Source organism: Leclercia sp. GHBNCSD, from assembly GCF_055805075.1.
The window spans coordinates 234,707-251,582 of sequence record NZ_JBQVYO010000001.1 but is presented as its reverse complement, the minus strand read 5'-3'; the positions used below and the strand labels follow the sequence as shown (position 1 = coordinate 251,582).

The window sequence follows — 16,876 nt, the reverse complement described above, 5'->3', positions numbered from 1 at the left end:
TTTTCGGAAAGCTCCTCGCAAATTTGGTTTGTAATTCAGTCGTATTGAAAAATCAGCTTGCCGTTCAATCATAAGTTACCTATTTTTTGGCTAACGGATCCGTTAACAAGCGACTTCATCATTACTCCATGATTTAAAAGGGAAATATCATGAAAAAGTTATCGTATGAACGGATCTATCAATCAGCAGAATACCTGTCTCCTCTGGGCGAGGTTCAGTATCGTGCCCTGTTTGGCGGTTACACTCTGGCGGTAGATGACACGGTATTTGCCATGGTGTCGGAAGGGGAGTTATACCTGCGGGCCTGTGAAGAGAGTGCACCCTACTGCGTAAAGCATGCCTCGTCTTTCCTGTCGCTGGTGAAGCGGGGGCGGCCGGTGTTGTTAAACTATTTTCGCGTCGATGAAGGACTCTGGCAGGATCGTGAAACGCTTCTGCAGCTCTCGTCGTTTGCGCTGGAGGCGGCGCGGCGGGAGCGCTGCGAACGCTACAAGCGCGAGAGGCTGAAAGATTTACCCAATCTCACCTTTCAGCTGGAGATCCTGCTCTATGAAGCGGGCATCACCAATGAAGAGGCATTACGTGAGCTGGGAGCAGAACAGTGCTGGCTGAAGATCAGAGCGCTGAACAAGCACCTCAGTTACAAGGTGCTGTTTGCGCTGGAAGGGGCGATCACCGGGCTCCACGTCGCTGCGCTCCCGGAAGTCAGACGCCAGGAGCTGGTGGAGTGGTACAAAAAGCTGCCGGTTGAGACGCCCGTCACTCCGGCAGTTGATTAACGTGCTGTTGTAGATGGCAAATTTCTGGCAGCAACGCGATGAGCAGACCAATCTGCTGCAGCACCAGAGGCGCCTTGCTCTCTGCGCCTGGCTCAATATGTGAAATGCGTTGCGCCAGTTCGCTTAGCGCCTGTTGAACACGAGGCTCATCCGCCGGACGTTGATGAAGCGCATCATCAACATAGCAGACCGCATCGTCGAGCAACCCCAGGATTGCGGGGTTGTTGAGCCGCTCGCGGTGTGCGCCCAACGCGGCGATGTAGCTGGTAAAAGTATGGTTCAGGCACAGCAAACGGAATGCGATTTCACGAGTTTCTGCGGTTGCCCGCGGCTCCGTGGACATATTCGACACCACAGAAGCCAGCTCCGCGTCGCGGTTATAGGCGTCACGCCGGGCTATACGGTACGCCAGACGGTTATCGCGCCCCTGGTGATACTGCTCAAGGATGGCATCGAGATAACGGCAGTTAGCATTCATCGCCTGATCCAGCACCCGAGGCAGATTACGGAACCGCCAGTCTGGCCAGATGAAACTCACTGCAGCCCAGGCAATGGCGCAGCCAATTAACGTATCAATGACGCGCGGCAAAGCTACCTCAAAGCCTTCCCCCAGCAGGTTAAAGCAGAGCAGCACCAGCAGGGTGATAAACATGGTGGCGTGGGCATATTGCACATTGCGAAACGCAAAAAACAGCACGCCGGTGATCACAATTAAGATCAGCTGGCCTTCCAGCGAAGGGACAAAGTAAAGGATGGGTAACCCGACAGCGACCCCTACCAGGGTGCCGAGAATACGCAGCGCCAGCCGATGGCGGGTGGCGTTATAGTTGGGCTGACAGACAAAGAGGCTGGTAAGCAAAATCCAGTAGCCGTGATTAAGCCCGGTTATCTGTATAAAAGCATAACCAATACAGAGCACCAGCGACATCCTCACCGCATGGCGAAACAGCGCCGATTCCGGAGAAAAATGACGACTTAAACGCAGCCAGATATCGCTAAACCCATGCAGACTGTCATCCGCAAGCTGGTTATTCACATCATTACCGGGTGTTGCCAGCGCCTGCTCAGATTCGATGGTGGCGAGCTGGGCATCTATGGCGCGTAAGTTATTTAACAGAAAACCCAGCGCTTTCATCTGCTCAGCAGAGGTGCCGCTGGCCTGAACGCGGTCGAGCGCTGCATCCAGGTGGGTAAACGCCCGTTCAAATCGCGGATCGTGCTGATAAGGGGTGCGCAGCAGAATGGAGCGCGACAGCTGCTGGCAGGCTTGCGACTGCATGGACAACAGACGCTGGAAGCGGAACATCACGTCGCTGTAGCGAAACTTTTCGCGCAGATCGGCGTACTGAATATGCGATGAGCTGGCGCGCTCGTGGATATCCTGCGCCACAAAGTAATAATGTAAGGTTCGGCGGGTGCCGCGCTGACCGCGATCGCCGCGTAAACGGGTGAGTAACGATGCTTTGGTCTGGTTTAGTGTGGTCACCAGTTGCCCGTTCGCCAGGGCCAGATCGTACAGCGGTGCCTGGCCATCATCTTCAATATCCGGATCGAAGAGCCGGGACTTTAATTCCAGATAGTGGGCCAGCTGCTCATAGCTGCGGGCCAGATTATCCTGCAACGGGCGAATGGGAAAAATAAGATGCCCGGCGAGCGTCAGCAGGTTATACCAGACCGCGCCCAGCAACAGCAGCACCGGCTGTTGATACCACTGGTCATACAGCGACACCCCCAGCATGGTATAGATGGCAATAAGCAGCGCGCCAAAGGCGATGGTGGCGTAGCGCTGGCCCAGCCCACCCAGCAAAATAAAGACGCTGGTGGAGAGCGTCAGCCCAATCGCGAAAAACCATGGCCACGGGAAGAGCAGCTCAACCGATGCAGAGGCGATAAAAAAGCAGATCAGGGTGATAACCAGATTGCGCAGCCGACCGGTAAGGCGATCGTCCAGGTCGGCCAGCGCACCGGCAACCACCCCCAGCGTCAGCGGGATGGTCAGCTTTACTTCGCCCAGCCACCAGGGCAGGGCGGTGCTGCCACACAGGGCAATAAAGATCCGGGCATTGTAGAGCCAGGCGCTGTTCAGGGTGTAGCGGCGAAGCAGGGGGCTTAGCATGGGCGCGCGGAGTCCTTGTTACGGAAAACGACGGCGGGCGTTGGCTTCCCGCGCGGCGCGGGCCACTTCCACCGGCACAACCCGGCGTCCGACCGGCCATAGAGCGATGGCGGCAATTTTGAAATTGGCGATCCCGACGGGGATGCCAATCAGGGTCAGGCACTGGGCGATCCCCGCCGCAATATGCATCACACACAGCCACCAGCCGAAAAAGATCAGCCACAGAATATTGAGCAGCGTTCCGCCGGTGTTCATCAGCGTACTTTTACTGTCAGGCTCCAGTTCATCCACGTGAACCGCTTCGTTACCGTAAGGCACCAGCGAGAGTTTGGTGATTTCCCAGCAGGAGCGCGTCAGCGGCAGGGTGAAGATCAGCACCACGCTGACCAGCGTCGCCAGCAGCCAGGAGAGGGTAGTGACAAAACCACCCAGCACAAAATTCAAAATATTCAGAACGGTACGCATAAAACCTCAATTCTTGCCGTAATGTTGAAGCCCTGCTGATTGTAACGTTTTTTTGCGCTGGAGCACCTGAAAACTGGCAGTTAAACTGTTATGCAATTATTCACGTCGTGGATCAGGCTGGACATGGAACTGAAAGCAACATCGTTAGGCAAGCGCCTGGCACAACATCCGTACGACAAAGTCGTTCTGCTCAACGCCGGGGTCAAGGTCTCAGGCGAACGTCATGAATATCTCATCCCTTTCAACCAGCTATTGGCCATTCACTGCAAACGCGGCCTGGTCTGGGGGGAGCTGGAGTTTGTTCTGCCCGATGAAAAAGTGGTCCGTCTGCATGGCACCGAGTGGGCGGAAACCCAGCGTTTTCACCGGCATTTGAACACGCTCTGGCAGCAGTGGAGTGCTGAAATGAGTGAGGTGGCGGCGCAGGTCCTGCAAAACGCGCTGAATGACATTGCCGCAACAAATGAGCAAAACAGCTGGCTGACGCGGGAAAAAACGCTCGGTTTGCAGCAAAAAATTCGCCAGGCGTTACAGGCCTTGCCATTGTCCGTCTCACGGCTCGACGAGTTTGATAACTGCCGGGAAGCCTGGCGTCAGTGTCAGGCCTGGCTGGAAGACATTGACCAGAGCAGGTTGGCGCACAATCAGGCGTGGACCGACGCTATGCTCAGCCAGTATGCCGATTTTTTTGCCGGTATTGAGTCTTCCCCCCTCAATCCGGCCCAGGCCCGGGCGGTGGTCAATGGCGAGTCGTCGCTGCTGGTGCTGGCCGGTGCCGGTAGTGGCAAAACCTCGGTGCTGGTGGCCAGGGCAGGCTGGCTGCTGACCCGCAATGAAGCCTCTGCCGATCAGATTTTACTCCTGGCCTTTGGCCGTAAGGCGGCCCAGGAGATGGATGAGCGGATCGAGGCGCGGCTGCATACCCGCGACATTACCGCCCGAACCTTCCACTCCCTTGCCCTGCACATCATTCAGCAGGGGAGTAAAAAGGTGCCCGTGGTCAGCGAGCTTGAAAATGACACCGCGGCGCGGCAGAAGCTATTTATCGATGCCTGGCAGCAGCAGTGTAGCGAGAAAAAAGCGCAGGCCAAAGGCTGGCGCCAGTGGCTGGAAGAGGAGCTGAACTGGGACGTGCCGGAGGGCAGTTTCTGGCAAAACGAGAAGCTGGCGCGCCGACTGGCACCCCGGCTCGATCGCTGGGTAAGCCTGATGCGCATGCACGGTGGCGCTCAGGCAGAGATGATTGCCGGCGCCCCTGAAGAGGTGCAGGCGCTGTTTTCAAAGCGGGTGAAGTTGATGGCACCGCTGCTTAAGGCGTGGAAAGCTGCCCTGAAAGCAGAAAACGCCGTTGATTTTTCCGGCCTGATTCATCAGGCGATCGTTATTCTGGAGAAAGGTCGTTTTATCAGCCCCTGGAAACACATACTGGTGGATGAGTTTCAGGATATCTCCCCTCAGCGTGCGGCGCTGCTGGCGGCGCTGCGGGCACAGAACAAGCACACCACTCTGTTCGCCGTGGGGGACGACTGGCAGGCGATCTATCGCTTTAGTGGCGCACAGCTGTCGCTGACTACCGCGTTTCATCACTACTTTGGCGAAGGCGATCGCTGCGATCTCGATACGACTTACCGGTTCAATAACCGGATCGGTGAGATTGCCAACCGCTTTATCCAACAGAACCCGCATCAGCTGGCAAAACCGCTGAACAGCCTCTCGGCAGGGGACAAAAAAGCGGTCACGCTGCTGGCAGACGATCAGCTTGATGCCCTGTTGGATAAGCTCAGCGGTTACGCCAGACCGGAGGAGCGCATTCTGGTGCTGGCGCGCTATCACCATCTCAAGCCCGCCAGCCTGGAGAAAGCCGCGACCCGCTGGCCAAAGTTGCAGCTGGATTTTATGACCATCCACGCCAGCAAGGGGCAGCAGGCGGACTATGTCATCGTCGTGGGGTTACAGGAAGGAAGCGACGGTTTCCCGGCGCCTGCGCGCGAATCGGTCATGGAGCAGGCTCTGCTGCCTGTGACTGAAGACTTTCCTGATGCCGAAGAGCGGCGATTGTTATATGTGGCGATGACCCGCGCCCGCCACCGGGTCTGGTTGCTGTTCAATAAACAGCAGCCGTCACGCTTTGTGGAGATGTTGAAAAACATCGATGTGCCGGTGGCACGGAAACCGTAGGCCGGGTAAGGCGAAGCCGCCACCCGGCAGGACGGGCATTTACTTCAGACGTTCAGCCAGATAGCGCTGATAATCCGGGATCAGGATCTCCACCGGCGAGTTGAACTGTGGGGATTCGATAATAAAGTCCGCCGTCGACAGGTTAGTAGCGACCGGAATATTCCACACCGTTGCCAGACGCAACAGGGCTTTTACGTCCGGATCGTGCGGTACTGCATTGAGCGGGTCCCATAAGAAGATCAGCACATCAATCTTTCCTTCCGAAATCTGGGCGCCCACCTGCTGATCGCCCCCCATAGGGCCGCTCAGCATGGCATTCACCTGCAGCCCGGTCTCACGATGGATCAGGTTGCCGGTTGTTCCGGTGGCCGAAAGCTGATGTTGTCCCAACAGGGATTTATGGCGCTGAACCCAGTTGAGCAGCATCTGTTTGCAGTGATCGTGCGCGACAAGGGCGATATGTTTGCGTTCCGGCAGTGTGCGGGTTGTGAGTTCCATAGTCTCTATCCGTTAGTTAACTGGCTACAGATTACTGGAAGCACCTGACGCTGCAAGAGAAAGGGATAAAAAATGCGGCTCAGGACGAGGGTTGTTGCTTCGCCCATTGCAGGAAACGGCTTCGGGTCTCGGGATCGGCCTGGGCAAACCAGTATTTCAGGCGCTGCTCCGTCATGCTCTGGGATTGCGGTGGCGGCATATCCAGTTCAGACACGCCGGACAAGAGCGTGCTGTCATCCGCCATGGTGGTAGAAAACTGCGGTATCGAGGCGCTCTGCCCGGCTTTGTTATAGCGCTCGGTATCGTACTCGTAATTGACGCCGTTCGGCGTATTGGTGATCGCCAGAATATCCAGCTTGACCGGAATCGGGGTCGCGTCACCATCCAGCAATTCGATTTGCGGTGATTTATCAAAAAGTTGTGACTCTTTTTCTGTTTCCAGCCGCGGAAGGCTAAAATTAACCTGACTGATCCGCTGGGTGTTAAAGCTGGCGACCAGAGGAGGGGAGATATAGATGCGCTCCTCGTGATTGCCAAGGCGAATGGTTTTTTCTACCCGGAAGACAATCTGATGCGGACCGTTGTCCAACTCTATGCTATCGGCGCCGCGCAGCAGGGAACTGGAGACTTTTTTGCCATCAAGTACCAGCAGGTCGATGTCTGTAGAGAGCCGCAGCGTTGTGGCGAAAACGCAAACCGGCATGAGCAGCGCAAACAGACTCCAGGCAATGCCGGTTTTCATAGAGAGCCCTCTTAAAAGACATGCGTCTTGAATAATGTATCAAAATTTTTCGTTAATCATATTTACTAACATATAGACAGAGTCCGGCAATTTGCCCTCATACAGACGTATGGGATGAGAAGATACTTAACGGCGTTGATACCCGGTTTGAACGAGCCAGGAGGAGATAAATGAAAGAGAACAACATAGCTGACATCCTTACCACCACCCGAACCATTGCGTTGGTAGGGGCGAGTGATAAGCCCGATCGCCCGAGTTATCGGGTGATGAAATACCTGCTCGACCAGGGCTACCACGTGATCCCGGTATCACCAAAAGTGGCAGGTAAAACATTGCTGGGCCAGCAGGGATACGGCACCCTGGCGGAAGTACCGGAAAAAATCGACATGGTGGATGTGTTCCGCAACTCTGAAGCTGCCTGGGGGGTGGCGCAGGAAGCCATTGCGGTCGGGGCGAAAACGTTGTGGCTACAGCTCGGGGTAATCAATGAACAGGCGGCGGTGCTGGCACGGGATGCAGGCCTGAATGTGGTGATGGATCGCTGCCCGGCCATTGAGATCCCACGTCTCGGGATGGCGAAGTAATAAAAAACCCGGTCAGCCGTGGGCTACCGGGTTTTCATTAGTTACGCAGGCGCGGCGCCTGCAACTGTTTGCGGATCGTTTGCGCCAGTTCATCCATCGATGGCTGTTCAGGATGTTCATCCTGCTGTTCGCTACTTAACTGGGCTTCGGCAAGATAGGTATGCACGGCCTGGCCATCGTCATCTTCCATCACCACGTGGTACCAGGGCGCGGCGCGGAGTTCTGCATTCACCGCCAGCTCATCCGCTGACGGCTCGTCGAGAGAATATTCCGGGTCGATATCCACGACCACACCCAGATAACCTAACAGGGAATGGCGGACCTGCTGGCCGATACCGAATTTGCTGGCATTCATAGTCACCTCCCGGGAAACGTTACTTACACTATAGGTGTGGGCAACATTCCACTTTTCAAGTTACATGATGCGACAGGCAAATCCTTTCAGATACAGCCCTTCCGGATAGGTAGCGATCACCGGATGATCGGCCGCCTGACGGAACTGCTCTATAAATTGTACATCACGACCAGCATCTACAGCGGCATCCGCGATAATTTTCTGGAATAATTCGGTGGTCATCAGGCCGGAACAGGAGAAGGTCAGCAACACTCCGCCCGGGTTAAGCAGCTGGATGGCGAGCATATTAATGTCTTTATACCCACGACAGGCGCCCATCAGCTGGTTTTTATTTTCCACGAACTTCGGCGGATCCATGACGATCACGTCAAACGTCTCGCCCTGGTCGCGGTATTTGCGCAGCAGCTTAAAGACGTCATCGCGCACAAACTCGGCTTTACTGAGATCCAGCTTGTTCAGCTCGACGTTCTGCTTCGCCACGTCCAGCGCTTCCTGGGACGTATCCACGCTCACCACCTGACGACATCCGCCCATCAGCGCCGAAACCGCAAAACCGCCGGTATAGGAGAAGCAGTTCAGCACGCGCTTGTCGGCAACGTACTGGCGTGTTGCCAGACGGCTGTCGCGCTGATCGAGGTAGTAACCGGTTTTGTGGCCGCCCTGAATATCCACCAGCAGTTTCATGCCGTGCTCTTCGATAGGCAGCAGGGCAGGTGGCAGTTCGCCCGTTACCGGACCCTGGGTCAGTTCCATGCCCTCTTTTTTACGCACCGCGACGTCGCTGCGATCGTAAATGGCACACTCAGGGAACAGCGTCTGCAGCGCGCTGATTAACGCCGCGCGTTGATACTCCGCCCCCGCGCTTAGCAGCTGCAGCACCAGGAAATTGCCAAAACGGTCGATGGTCACGCCTGGCAGACCGTCGGATTCACCGGCGATCAGACGATAGCTGTCCAGCCCGTCGCGTTTTGCCAGCCAGTCGCGCCACTGCTGCGCCTGCTCCAGGCGACGGACAAAGAAGTCGATATCGATGGATTCATCTTTATCAAACGTCCAGACGCGCGCCCGGATCTGGGACGCAGGCGAGTATGCGCCGCGCGCTAACCATTTACCCTGGTGGTCAACGATATCGATGGTTTCACCGAGGCTGGCTTTGCCTTCCATACGGGCAACTGCACCGGAGAAGACCCAGGGATGGCGGCGCAGCAATGATTTCTCGCGCCCTTTGGCTAACACTAAACGTACACTCATAATTTTCTGTTCTGTCGATTCCAGGGAAATGGCGCGTAGAGTAGCACAGATGGTCAGTGGCAATCATCTGCGGACACTATTGAGCGTTTCGGCACATTTTAAAATCGCTCAGGCACATTATGAATTCGTTGTGAGCTTTACAGTGAGGTTTCCGGTTCAGCAAAAGGAAACCACAATGAAAAAGCACATTGCCATCGCCGTCATTACGCTGGCGACAATCAGTTTTACTGCGTCTGCGGCGTTGCCGTTTAGTCTCAGCAGTCAGGATATCGCCGATGGCCACCCCTTAACGCAACAGCAGGTTTTTACTGGCTTTGGCTGCAAGGGAGGAAATGCCTCGCCACAGCTGGCCTGGCAGCATCCCCCGGCGGGCACAAAAAGTTTTGCCATTACGGCCTACGATCCCGCCGCCCCCACGGGCAGCGGCTGGTGGCACTGGACCCTGGTCAATCTTCCCGCTCACACGCTGAGCCTGCCCGCTGGCGCCGGAAAAACGGACAGCGATAAATTACCCGCAGGGGCGGTGCAGGGGCGGAACGATTTCGGGTATGCTGGCTTTGGTGGGGCGTGTCCGCCGGAAGGGGATAAACCGCACCCCTATCAGTTCACCGTCTGGGCGCTGAATGTGGATAAACTGCCAATCGACAGTAATGCCAGCGGCGCGCTGGTCGGTTTCATGCTCAACAGCCATGTACTGGCTAAAGCGCAATTAACCGCAACATACGCACGATAAAAGGTGGTCCGGTGCAGGATTTTCATTTTCAACATAATCATCTGACAGCGGCTGAGGTCAATGCCAGCAAAATGCATCGCCTGCACCACGTAAAGCTTTTTTACCCGGCCATTTGCCATATTACACACGGCAGCAAGGTGATTATTCAGGATGAGCGGCGCTTAGTGGCGACGCCGGATGAGCTAATCATTATTCCGGCGAATACCCCAATGGAGATCATTAATCAGCCCGCGCAGGAGCTGTTTCATTCCGATCTGCTGCTGTTATCCCCCGACATTATCGCCGAGTTTAAAACGCGCTACCTGCAATCCTGGCCGCGCGCCAGAACGGACTCGTTGTGTGCTCCGCTCAGCGAAGGGCTGGCCTTTATGTGGAGCAATCTGCTGCATGCGGTGCGGCACGGTTTTCCGGAAGAGCTGCAAAAGCATCAGGCCTTCGGGCTCCTGCTGGCGCTGCTGCATGATGGGGTGGCAGGGCCGCTGCTTATCGAGAGAAATATCAATCTTACCGAGCAGGTACGGCATTTTATCATGGTGTCGCCCGGTAAGGCATGGACCGCGCAGGAGATCGCCAGCCGTCTGGCCGTAAGCGTACCCACCTTGCGCCGACGCTTACGGGAAGAGTCGCAAAGTTTTCGCCAGATTGTGGAGGAGGTACGCATGGCGGTAGCGCTCTCGCAGCTACAGTCGACCCGCCTGCCCATCGGCGAGATCGCCATGCAGTGCGGGTACCTGTCCAGCTCGCGTTTCACGGCCCGTTTCCGCCAGCATTACGGCTGTTTGCCCAAAACGCTACGCTAAACCTGGAGCCATAATTTGCTATTCTTTGGGTTCAGGTCAGGCATGGATAAGGGGAGGGAGTATGGCAAATGTCTGCATCATCGCGTGGGTTCACGGCACGGTTCAGGGTGTGGGCTTTCGTTACAGCACGCAGCGAGAAGCCACGGAGCTGGGGCTGACCGGTTACGCGCGTAATCTGGATGACGGAAGCGTCGAAGTGGTGGCCTGCGGCGAGGCGGAACAGGTCGATAAACTGCTCGCCTGGCTTAAGGCGGGCGGGCCGCGCATTGCACGGGTTGAAAAGGTTCTGTCAGAACCGCATCAACCCGGCCGGGAATACGTGAACTTCGGTATTCGCTATTAAATGCACTTCACGGGCTTAGGCAGACCGGCGATTTTGGTCGCCTGTTTTGCCGGGCCTTTCGGGAACAGACGATAGAGGTAGCGGCTGTTGCCTTTCTCCTCGCCATACTTATTGGCCATCGCTTTCACCAGCATGCGGATGGCGGGAGAGGTGTTAAATTCCAGATAGAAGTCGCGCACAAAGCGCACCACTTCCCAGTGCTCTGGCGTCAGGGCAATAGACTCTTTTTCGGCGATAATCGCCGCCAGCCCTTCGCTCCACTGGCTGGTCTCTTTCAGATAGCCTTCGCTATCGGTCTCAATCTCTTTACCTTCAAAGTTCAGCATAATCATCACGGAATTATCGAAAACCGCGACAGTTTACCAAAAAAGAAAGCCCCGCATAAGCGGGGCTGGTTATAGAGCACTGTCGGTTAATCGCGGCTGGCGAAGCCCAGGATGCTCAACAGGCTGACGAAGATGTTGTACAGCGATACATACAGGCTCACGGTAGCGCGGATGTAGTTCGTCTCACCGCCATGAATGATGTTGCTGGTTTCCATCAGGATCGCCCCGGAGGAGATCAGGATGAACACGGCGCTGATAGCCAGGTGCAGAGCTGGCAGCTGCAGGAAGATGTTCGCCACCATACCGATCAGCACTACGACGATGCCCGCCATCAGCATACCGCCAAGGAAAGACATGTCCTTGCGGGTGGTCAGCACATAGGCAGAACAGCAGAAGAAGACCAGTGCTGTTCCCCCCAGCGCCAGGCCGATCAGATCGCCCATACCGGCAGACAGGTAGGTGTTAAGCATTGGCCCCAGGATGTAGCCCAGGAAACCGGTGAAGGCGAACGCCGACAAAATACCTACCGGCTTGTTAGCCGTTTTGTAGGTCAGGAACATCAGACCATACATACCTACCAGAGTCAGGATCAGCCCCGGCGATGGCAGCATCAGCACGGTGCTGGCGGTGGCCGTCAGCGCGGAGAAGGCCAGCGTCAGGCTGAGCATAAAGTAGGTATTGCGCAGCACCTTGTGGGTGCTGAGTAGCGATGTGCGGTCGCGTGAAGAACTAATAATACGATCCATGAGTCACTCTCTTATGACAGATGTAATTGACGGCAAGAATAGAAAACGACGCGCCGGTTATAAAATGGTTTTACCCATCTTTACTCAGCATCTTAGGTATTGAGGTAGCATGAAATGTTTCGCAATGCGCTCAATGCAGCACGAACCCCGGTTTGTCAGGATTAATCAGATCAAGCTCTTATAGGTCACTGAAATATATTGCCTTATTCCAGCCCCAGCGCTAAGAGTTATTTTGCATCGTCAAAACTAAACTATAAGGCGAAGGACATGAAACCCTCATCACAAGCAACATTTACCCTCTCTTTACTGACGGCAGGCATCCTGTGCGCAAGCACAACGGCGTTCGCCGCCAGTGTACCGGCAGGAACAGAGCTGGCAGAGAAGCAGGAACTGGTCAGGAATAATGGCAATGAGCCGGCATCGCTCGATCCGCATAAAGTCGAAAGCGATGTCGAATTCAATATTATCAGCGATATATTCGACGGGCTGGTGAGCGTCTCGCCGCAAGGTGAGATCCAGCCGCGGCTGGCCGAGAAATGGGAGAACAAAGACAACACCGTCTGGACCTTCCATCTCCGTCCAGGGATTACCTGGAGTGACGGTACAGCGATTACAGCCCAGGACGTAGTCTGGAGCTGGCAGCGGCTGGTGGACCCCAAAACCGTCTCGCCGTATGCCAGCTTCCCAGGCAACATGCATATGGTCAACGCCACCGATATCGCCGAGGGGAAAAAAGCCCCTGATACCCTGGGGGTGAAGGCGCTGAACGACACCACTCTGGAAGTGACGCTGGATCAGCCCAACGCGGCATTTCTTGCCATGCTGGCGCACCCGTCGCTGGTGCCGGTGGATAAGGTCCTGATTGGTCGCTACGGCGATAAATGGTCCAGGCCGGAGCACTTTGTTGGCAGCGGGGCCTATACCCTCAAGCAGTGGGTGGTCAACGAGCGGATCGTCGCCGAGCGCAACCCGCGCTACTGGGACAATGCCCATACGGTGATCAACAAGGTGACTTATCTGCCCATCACCTCCGAAGCCGCCGACGTGAACCGCTACAGGGCGGGTGAAATCGATATCGCTTATACGCTGCCTATCAACCAGTTCGCGCAGCTGCAAAAAACGCTGGGCAAAGAGGTGGATGTTTCCCCGCAGCTGGCAACCTACTACTACCAGTTCAATACCTCCCGGCCGCCGTTTAACGATCCGCGCGTGCGCAAGGCGCTGAACCTGGCGCTGGATAAAGAGATTATTGCCGGGAAGGTGCTGGGGCAGGGGCAACGTCCGGCCTGGGTGATTAGCCAGCCGGATATCGGCGGGGTGAAACTGAAAAATCCGGATTACGCCAGCTGGCCGATGGATAAACGCATCGCCGAAGCGAAAAAACTGCTGAACGAAGCAGGCTTTAACGACGGCCACCCGCTCAGCTTTAACCTCCTGTATAACACCTCGGAGTCACACCAGCGGATTGCCATTGCCGTCAGCTCGATGTGGAAGAAAAACCTCGGCGTGGAGGCGAAGCTGCAAAACCAGGAGTGGAAAACGATGCTGGACACCATGCATACCCACAACTTTGACGCGGTGCGCTACGCCTGGATCGCCGATTTCGACGATGCGGCGACTTTCCTGAATAACTTCCGTACCGGTGACAGTCAGAACACCAGCCAGTACAGTAATGCGGCCTATGACGAGGCGCTGGCTAATGCCGCGAAGGCGAAAACCACCGCCGAGCGCGGGGCATTTTACCAGCAGGCCGAAGATCTGCTGGCGCGGGATGTCCCGGCTATTCCGGTCTATCACTACGTGCGCACCCATCTGGTGAAGCCGTGGGTGGGCGGATTTACGCCGGATAAGCTGGGGTACTACTTCACCAAAGATATGTATATCAAAAAACACTGAGCAGTCAGCGCGTGATTTTGTGCTGATAAAATGGTCAGGGTGTTGGCTATTCAACCGATTAACCGCATTTTGACTATTTTTCAGGCGAACGATCGCGGGCACGCTTTACAGGGCGCAAGGAGCTGTTTATAGTTCGCCTCATTCTGGAAGTGTGGCCGAGCGGTTGAAGGCACCGGTCTTGAAAACCGGCGACCCGAAAGGGTTCCAGAGTTCGAATCTCTGCGCTTCCGCCAGATTAGATAAGCCCTGCGATAGCAATATCGCGGGGCTTTTTCTTTTGTCGTTTTACCTGTCCGATGACATTATGTCAGCCAACTAAAGACCCGATCTCAATAAATTAAACCCAGTAATCACAAGGAGATAATCCGATGACAATGTCATCAGCACCTGCATAAGCAGCGTAAATTTGCTAACCTCAAAGAGGTGATTCCTCACATCCGGATTAATGGAATAGATAAAATATGAGTGAAAATAACACCATCCCCCAGAAGTCTGAAAGCAAGATTAACAAAGCGGTATTCTATACATCTGCTTTGTTAATTTTCCTTCTCGTTGCTTTTGCAGCGATTTTTCCTGACGTAGCTGACAAAAATTTTAAACTGCTACAGCAGCAAATATTCACCAACGCCAGCTGGTTCTACATCCTGGCGGTTGCGCTGATCTTACTCAGCGTAACGTTCCTGGGGTTGTCGCGTTACGGCGATATCAAACTTGGCCCCGATCATGCCCAGCCCGATTTCAGCTATCACTCCTGGTTTGCCATGCTCTTTTCAGCGGGTATGGGGATCGGCCTGATGTTCTTCGGCGTGGCCGAGCCGGTTATGCACTATCTCTCTCCACCGGTAGGTACGCCCGAGACCGTCACCGCCGCGAAAGAGGCGATGCGGCTGACCTTCTTCCACTGGGGACTTCATGCATGGGCTATCTACGCCATTGTGGCGCTAATCCTGGCCTTTTTCAGCTACCGGCACGGCCTGCCTCTGACGTTGCGCTCGGCGCTTTATCCCATTATTGGCGACAAAATTCATGGTCCGATAGGCCATGCCGTTGATATTTTTGCCGTTATCGGTACCGTTTTTGGGGTGGCGACCTCGCTGGGTTATGGCGTGCTGCAGGTGAACGCCGGGCTCAATCATCTCTTCGGGGTGCCCATCAACGAAACGGTGCAGGTTATCCTGATCGTGGTCATCACCGGGCTCGCGACAATTTCCGTGGTCTCCGGGCTGGATAAAGGCATTCGTATCCTGTCCGAGCTTAACCTGGGGCTGGCGTTACTGCTGCTGGCGCTGGTACTGTGCCTGGGGCCAACCGTGCTGCTGCTGAAATCCTTCGTGGAAAACACCGGCGGCTATCTCTCCGAGCTGGTGAGTAAGACGTTCAATCTTTACGCCTACGAGCCAAAATCCAGCAACTGGCTGGGTGGCTGGACGCTGCTCTACTGGGGCTGGTGGCTCTCCTGGTCACCGTTTGTCGGGATGTTTATCGCCCGCGTCTCCCGCGGCAGAACCATCCGTGAATTCGTCACCGGGGTGCTCTTTGTTCCCGCGGGCTTCACGCTGATGTGGATGACCGTCTTCGGCAACAGCGCGATCAATCTCATCATGCGCGAGGGGGCAACGGATCTGGCGAATACGGTGCAGCAGGACGTTGCGCTGGCGCTCTTCAACTTCCTTGAGCACTTCCCGTTCTCGTCTGTGCTGTCGTTTATCGCCATGGCGATGGTCATCGTCTTCTTTGTCACCTCGGCCGACTCCGGGGCGATGGTGGTGGATACGCTGGCATCCGGCGGCGAGGCCAATACTCCCGTCTGGCAGCGCATTTTCTGGGCCGCGCTGATGGGCGTGGTGGCGATTGCGCTGCTGCTCGCGGGTGGGTTAAGCGCGCTGCAAACCGTCACCATCGCCAGCGCGTTACCGTTTTCCATCATCCTGCTGATTTCCATCTACGGGCTGCTCAAAGCGCTGCGTCGGGATTTAACCAAACGCGAGAGCCTGAGCATGGCGACGATTGCGCCGACCGCGGCCCGCAATCCTATTCCGTGGCAGCGTCGTTTACGCAACATTGCCTATCTGCCAAAACGATCGCTGGTGAAACGCTTTATGGACGAAGTCATCAAACCGGCGATGATCCTCGTGCAGGAGGAGTTGAGCAAGCAGGGCACGGTGAGCCGAATCAGCGATGCCTCCGACGATCGTATTCGTCTTGAGGTGGACTTAGGCAACGAACTGAACTTCCTCTATGAGGTGAGGCTGCGGGGCTATAACTCTCCGACCTTTGCCCTGTCGGCGATAGACAACGACGAACAGCAGGCGGAGCAACACCGATACTATCGTGCGGAAGTCTACCTCAAAGAAGGGGGACAGAATTACGACGTGATGAGCTGGAACCAGGAGCAGCTGATCAACGATATTCTCGACCAGTACGAAAAGCATCTGCACTTCCTGCATCTGGTTCGTTAACATCATTATGCCGCCTCCTCAGGCGGCATTTTTTATGCCCAACTACGCGGCTATGCCGTGTTTGCACGCCCCCTTTAAAATCCTTCTTCTATACTCAGTTACGTTTAGTGATCTATGCCGCTGTTTTTCTTACTGCCTGAGTTTTTCGCTATTGCCCATGCAAGTCGCAGCCGCATAAATCCACGAGCCTGAATTATTGGTTAATTTTGTTTTGATAGGGGGAGTTCCTGGTATGTTACATTCTCAATCCTCCCGCGCTGGCACGATATTGCTGCTGCTGGCTGCGGTCATTGGCGTCGCGGTGGCGTTATACGCCTGGCTGACGCCTCTTACCGGCGTTACCGATACCATCGGTGCGCTGGGCGTCGCCATTGCCAGCGCGGTACTGGCGGTACTGACCTTGATGTTACGTGCCGCATCTGGTCGTGGGGCGCGTATCTTTCTGATTATCGTCACCCTCGTGGTACTCATTGGTATTGGGTTCGCCGCCGCGCTGCTGCACCAGTACATCATTACTGCAGCGATGGTGGTCGGCCTGATTGGTCTGATTATGCTGAGCAGCAAGCCCGTTCACCACAATACCCGCGTCAGAGCCTGAGGAGTCC

17 protein-coding genes and 1 tRNA gene are annotated in these 16,876 nt (G+C 55.5%); 10 read left to right on the top strand and 8 right to left on the bottom strand.

All coding sequences use genetic code 11. From position 1 onward, the window contains the following. Positions 1–149: 149 nt before the first annotated feature. Entirely contained in the window at positions 150–779 is a 630-nt protein-coding gene (locus ACT3IC_RS01380) for a TfoX/Sxy family DNA transformation protein (RefSeq protein WP_159339193.1), read from the top strand. On the opposite strand, the gene yccS is transcribed toward ACT3IC_RS01380, so the two are convergent. Together yccS and ACT3IC_RS01370 are read right to left on the bottom strand one after the other, a co-directional pair. Further along, on the bottom strand, positions 760–2,895 hold the full coding sequence (gene yccS / locus ACT3IC_RS01375; protein WP_103178959.1) for a YccS family putative transporter: 2,136 nt from the start codon (positions 2,893–2,895) through the stop codon (positions 760–762). The two genes, ACT3IC_RS01380 and yccS, sit on opposite strands and share 20 nt — an antisense overlap. 18 nt (positions 2,896–2,913) lie before the next feature. After that, positions 2,914–3,360, bottom strand: coding sequence for a YccF domain-containing protein (locus ACT3IC_RS01370; protein WP_103178960.1), 447 nt, complete (start codon positions 3,358–3,360; stop codon positions 2,914–2,916). Between the two features lie 123 nt (positions 3,361–3,483). On the opposite strand from ACT3IC_RS01370, the gene helD reads away from it, so the two are divergent. Then, on the top strand, positions 3,484–5,538 hold the full coding sequence (gene helD / locus ACT3IC_RS01365) for a DNA helicase IV (protein ID WP_473475895.1): 2,055 nt from the start codon (positions 3,484–3,486) through the stop codon (positions 5,536–5,538). A 39-nt stretch (positions 5,539–5,577) separates the two neighbouring features. Here helD and mgsA read toward each other — a convergent pair whose 3' ends face one another. Beyond that, on the bottom strand, positions 5,578–6,036 hold the full coding sequence (gene mgsA, locus ACT3IC_RS01360; RefSeq protein WP_156654227.1) for a methylglyoxal synthase: 459 nt from the start codon (positions 6,034–6,036) through the stop codon (positions 5,578–5,580). A gap of 79 nt (positions 6,037–6,115) precedes the next feature. Beyond that, on the bottom strand, positions 6,116–6,778 hold the full coding sequence (csgI, locus tag ACT3IC_RS01355) for a curli synthesis inhibitor (RefSeq protein WP_103178963.1): 663 nt from the start codon (positions 6,776–6,778) through the stop codon (positions 6,116–6,118). Positions 6,779–6,948: 170 nt separating this feature from the next. Between csgI and ACT3IC_RS01350 the strand changes: the two genes are divergently transcribed. Further along, positions 6,949–7,362, top strand: coding sequence for a CoA-binding protein (locus ACT3IC_RS01350; RefSeq protein ID WP_103178964.1), 414 nt, complete (start codon positions 6,949–6,951; stop codon positions 7,360–7,362). Positions 7,363–7,399: 37 nt separating this feature from the next. Here the strand turns inward: ACT3IC_RS01350 and hspQ are convergent, their stop codons facing one another. Then, a complete protein-coding gene (gene hspQ, locus ACT3IC_RS01345; protein WP_103823342.1) occupies positions 7,400–7,717 on the bottom strand; it encodes a heat shock protein HspQ in 318 nt (105 codons plus the stop codon). A 60-nt stretch (positions 7,718–7,777) separates the two neighbouring features. Next, on the bottom strand, positions 7,778–8,968 hold the full coding sequence (gene rlmI / locus ACT3IC_RS01340) for a 23S rRNA (cytosine(1962)-C(5))-methyltransferase RlmI (protein ID WP_156654229.1): 1,191 nt from the start codon (positions 8,966–8,968) through the stop codon (positions 7,778–7,780). A gap of 175 nt (positions 8,969–9,143) precedes the next feature. On the opposite strand from rlmI, the gene ACT3IC_RS01335 reads away from it, so the two are divergent. From ACT3IC_RS01335 to yccX, 3 genes are all read left to right on the top strand, one after another. Further along, positions 9,144–9,701, top strand: a complete 558-nt coding sequence (locus tag ACT3IC_RS01335) for a kinase inhibitor (protein WP_156654230.1) — start codon at positions 9,144–9,146, stop codon at positions 9,699–9,701. 71 nt (positions 9,702–9,772) lie between these two features. Further along, a complete protein-coding gene (locus tag ACT3IC_RS01330; RefSeq protein WP_409201136.1) occupies positions 9,773–10,501 on the top strand; it encodes a helix-turn-helix transcriptional regulator in 729 nt (242 codons plus the stop codon). A 61-nt stretch (positions 10,502–10,562) separates the two neighbouring features. Then, positions 10,563–10,844: an acylphosphatase gene (gene yccX, locus ACT3IC_RS01325; protein WP_156654232.1), complete on the top strand. Its 282-nt coding sequence runs from the start codon at positions 10,563–10,565 to the stop codon at positions 10,842–10,844. On the opposite strand, the gene tusE is transcribed toward yccX, so the two are convergent. Beyond that, a complete protein-coding gene (tusE, locus tag ACT3IC_RS01320; protein ID WP_103823605.1) occupies positions 10,841–11,170 on the bottom strand; it encodes a sulfurtransferase TusE in 330 nt (109 codons plus the stop codon). The two genes, yccX and tusE, sit on opposite strands and share 4 nt — an antisense overlap. Before the next feature lie 86 nt (positions 11,171–11,256). Beyond that, entirely contained in the window at positions 11,257–11,916 is a 660-nt protein-coding gene (gene yccA, locus ACT3IC_RS01315) for an FtsH protease modulator YccA (protein ID WP_103823337.1), read from the bottom strand. A 267-nt stretch (positions 11,917–12,183) separates the two neighbouring features. On the opposite strand from yccA, the gene ACT3IC_RS01310 reads away from it, so the two are divergent. The 4 genes from ACT3IC_RS01310 to ACT3IC_RS01295 all read left to right on the top strand — a co-directional run bounded on the left by ACT3IC_RS01310 (position 12,184) and on the right by ACT3IC_RS01295 (position 16,869). After that, a complete protein-coding gene (locus ACT3IC_RS01310; RefSeq protein WP_156654233.1) occupies positions 12,184–13,812 on the top strand; it encodes an ABC transporter substrate-binding protein in 1,629 nt (542 codons plus the stop codon). A gap of 145 nt (positions 13,813–13,957) precedes the next feature. Next, a tRNA-Ser gene (locus tag ACT3IC_RS01305) sits at positions 13,958–14,045 on the top strand. Positions 14,046–14,273: 228 nt separating this feature from the next. Continuing rightward, complete coding sequence (locus ACT3IC_RS01300; protein WP_103178972.1) at positions 14,274–16,271, top strand: BCCT family transporter; 1,998 nt, start codon at positions 14,274–14,276, stop codon at positions 16,269–16,271. Between the two features lie 232 nt (positions 16,272–16,503). Next, a complete protein-coding gene (locus tag ACT3IC_RS01295; protein WP_103823334.1) occupies positions 16,504–16,869 on the top strand; it encodes a hypothetical protein in 366 nt (121 codons plus the stop codon). Positions 16,870–16,876 lie beyond the last annotated feature (7 nt).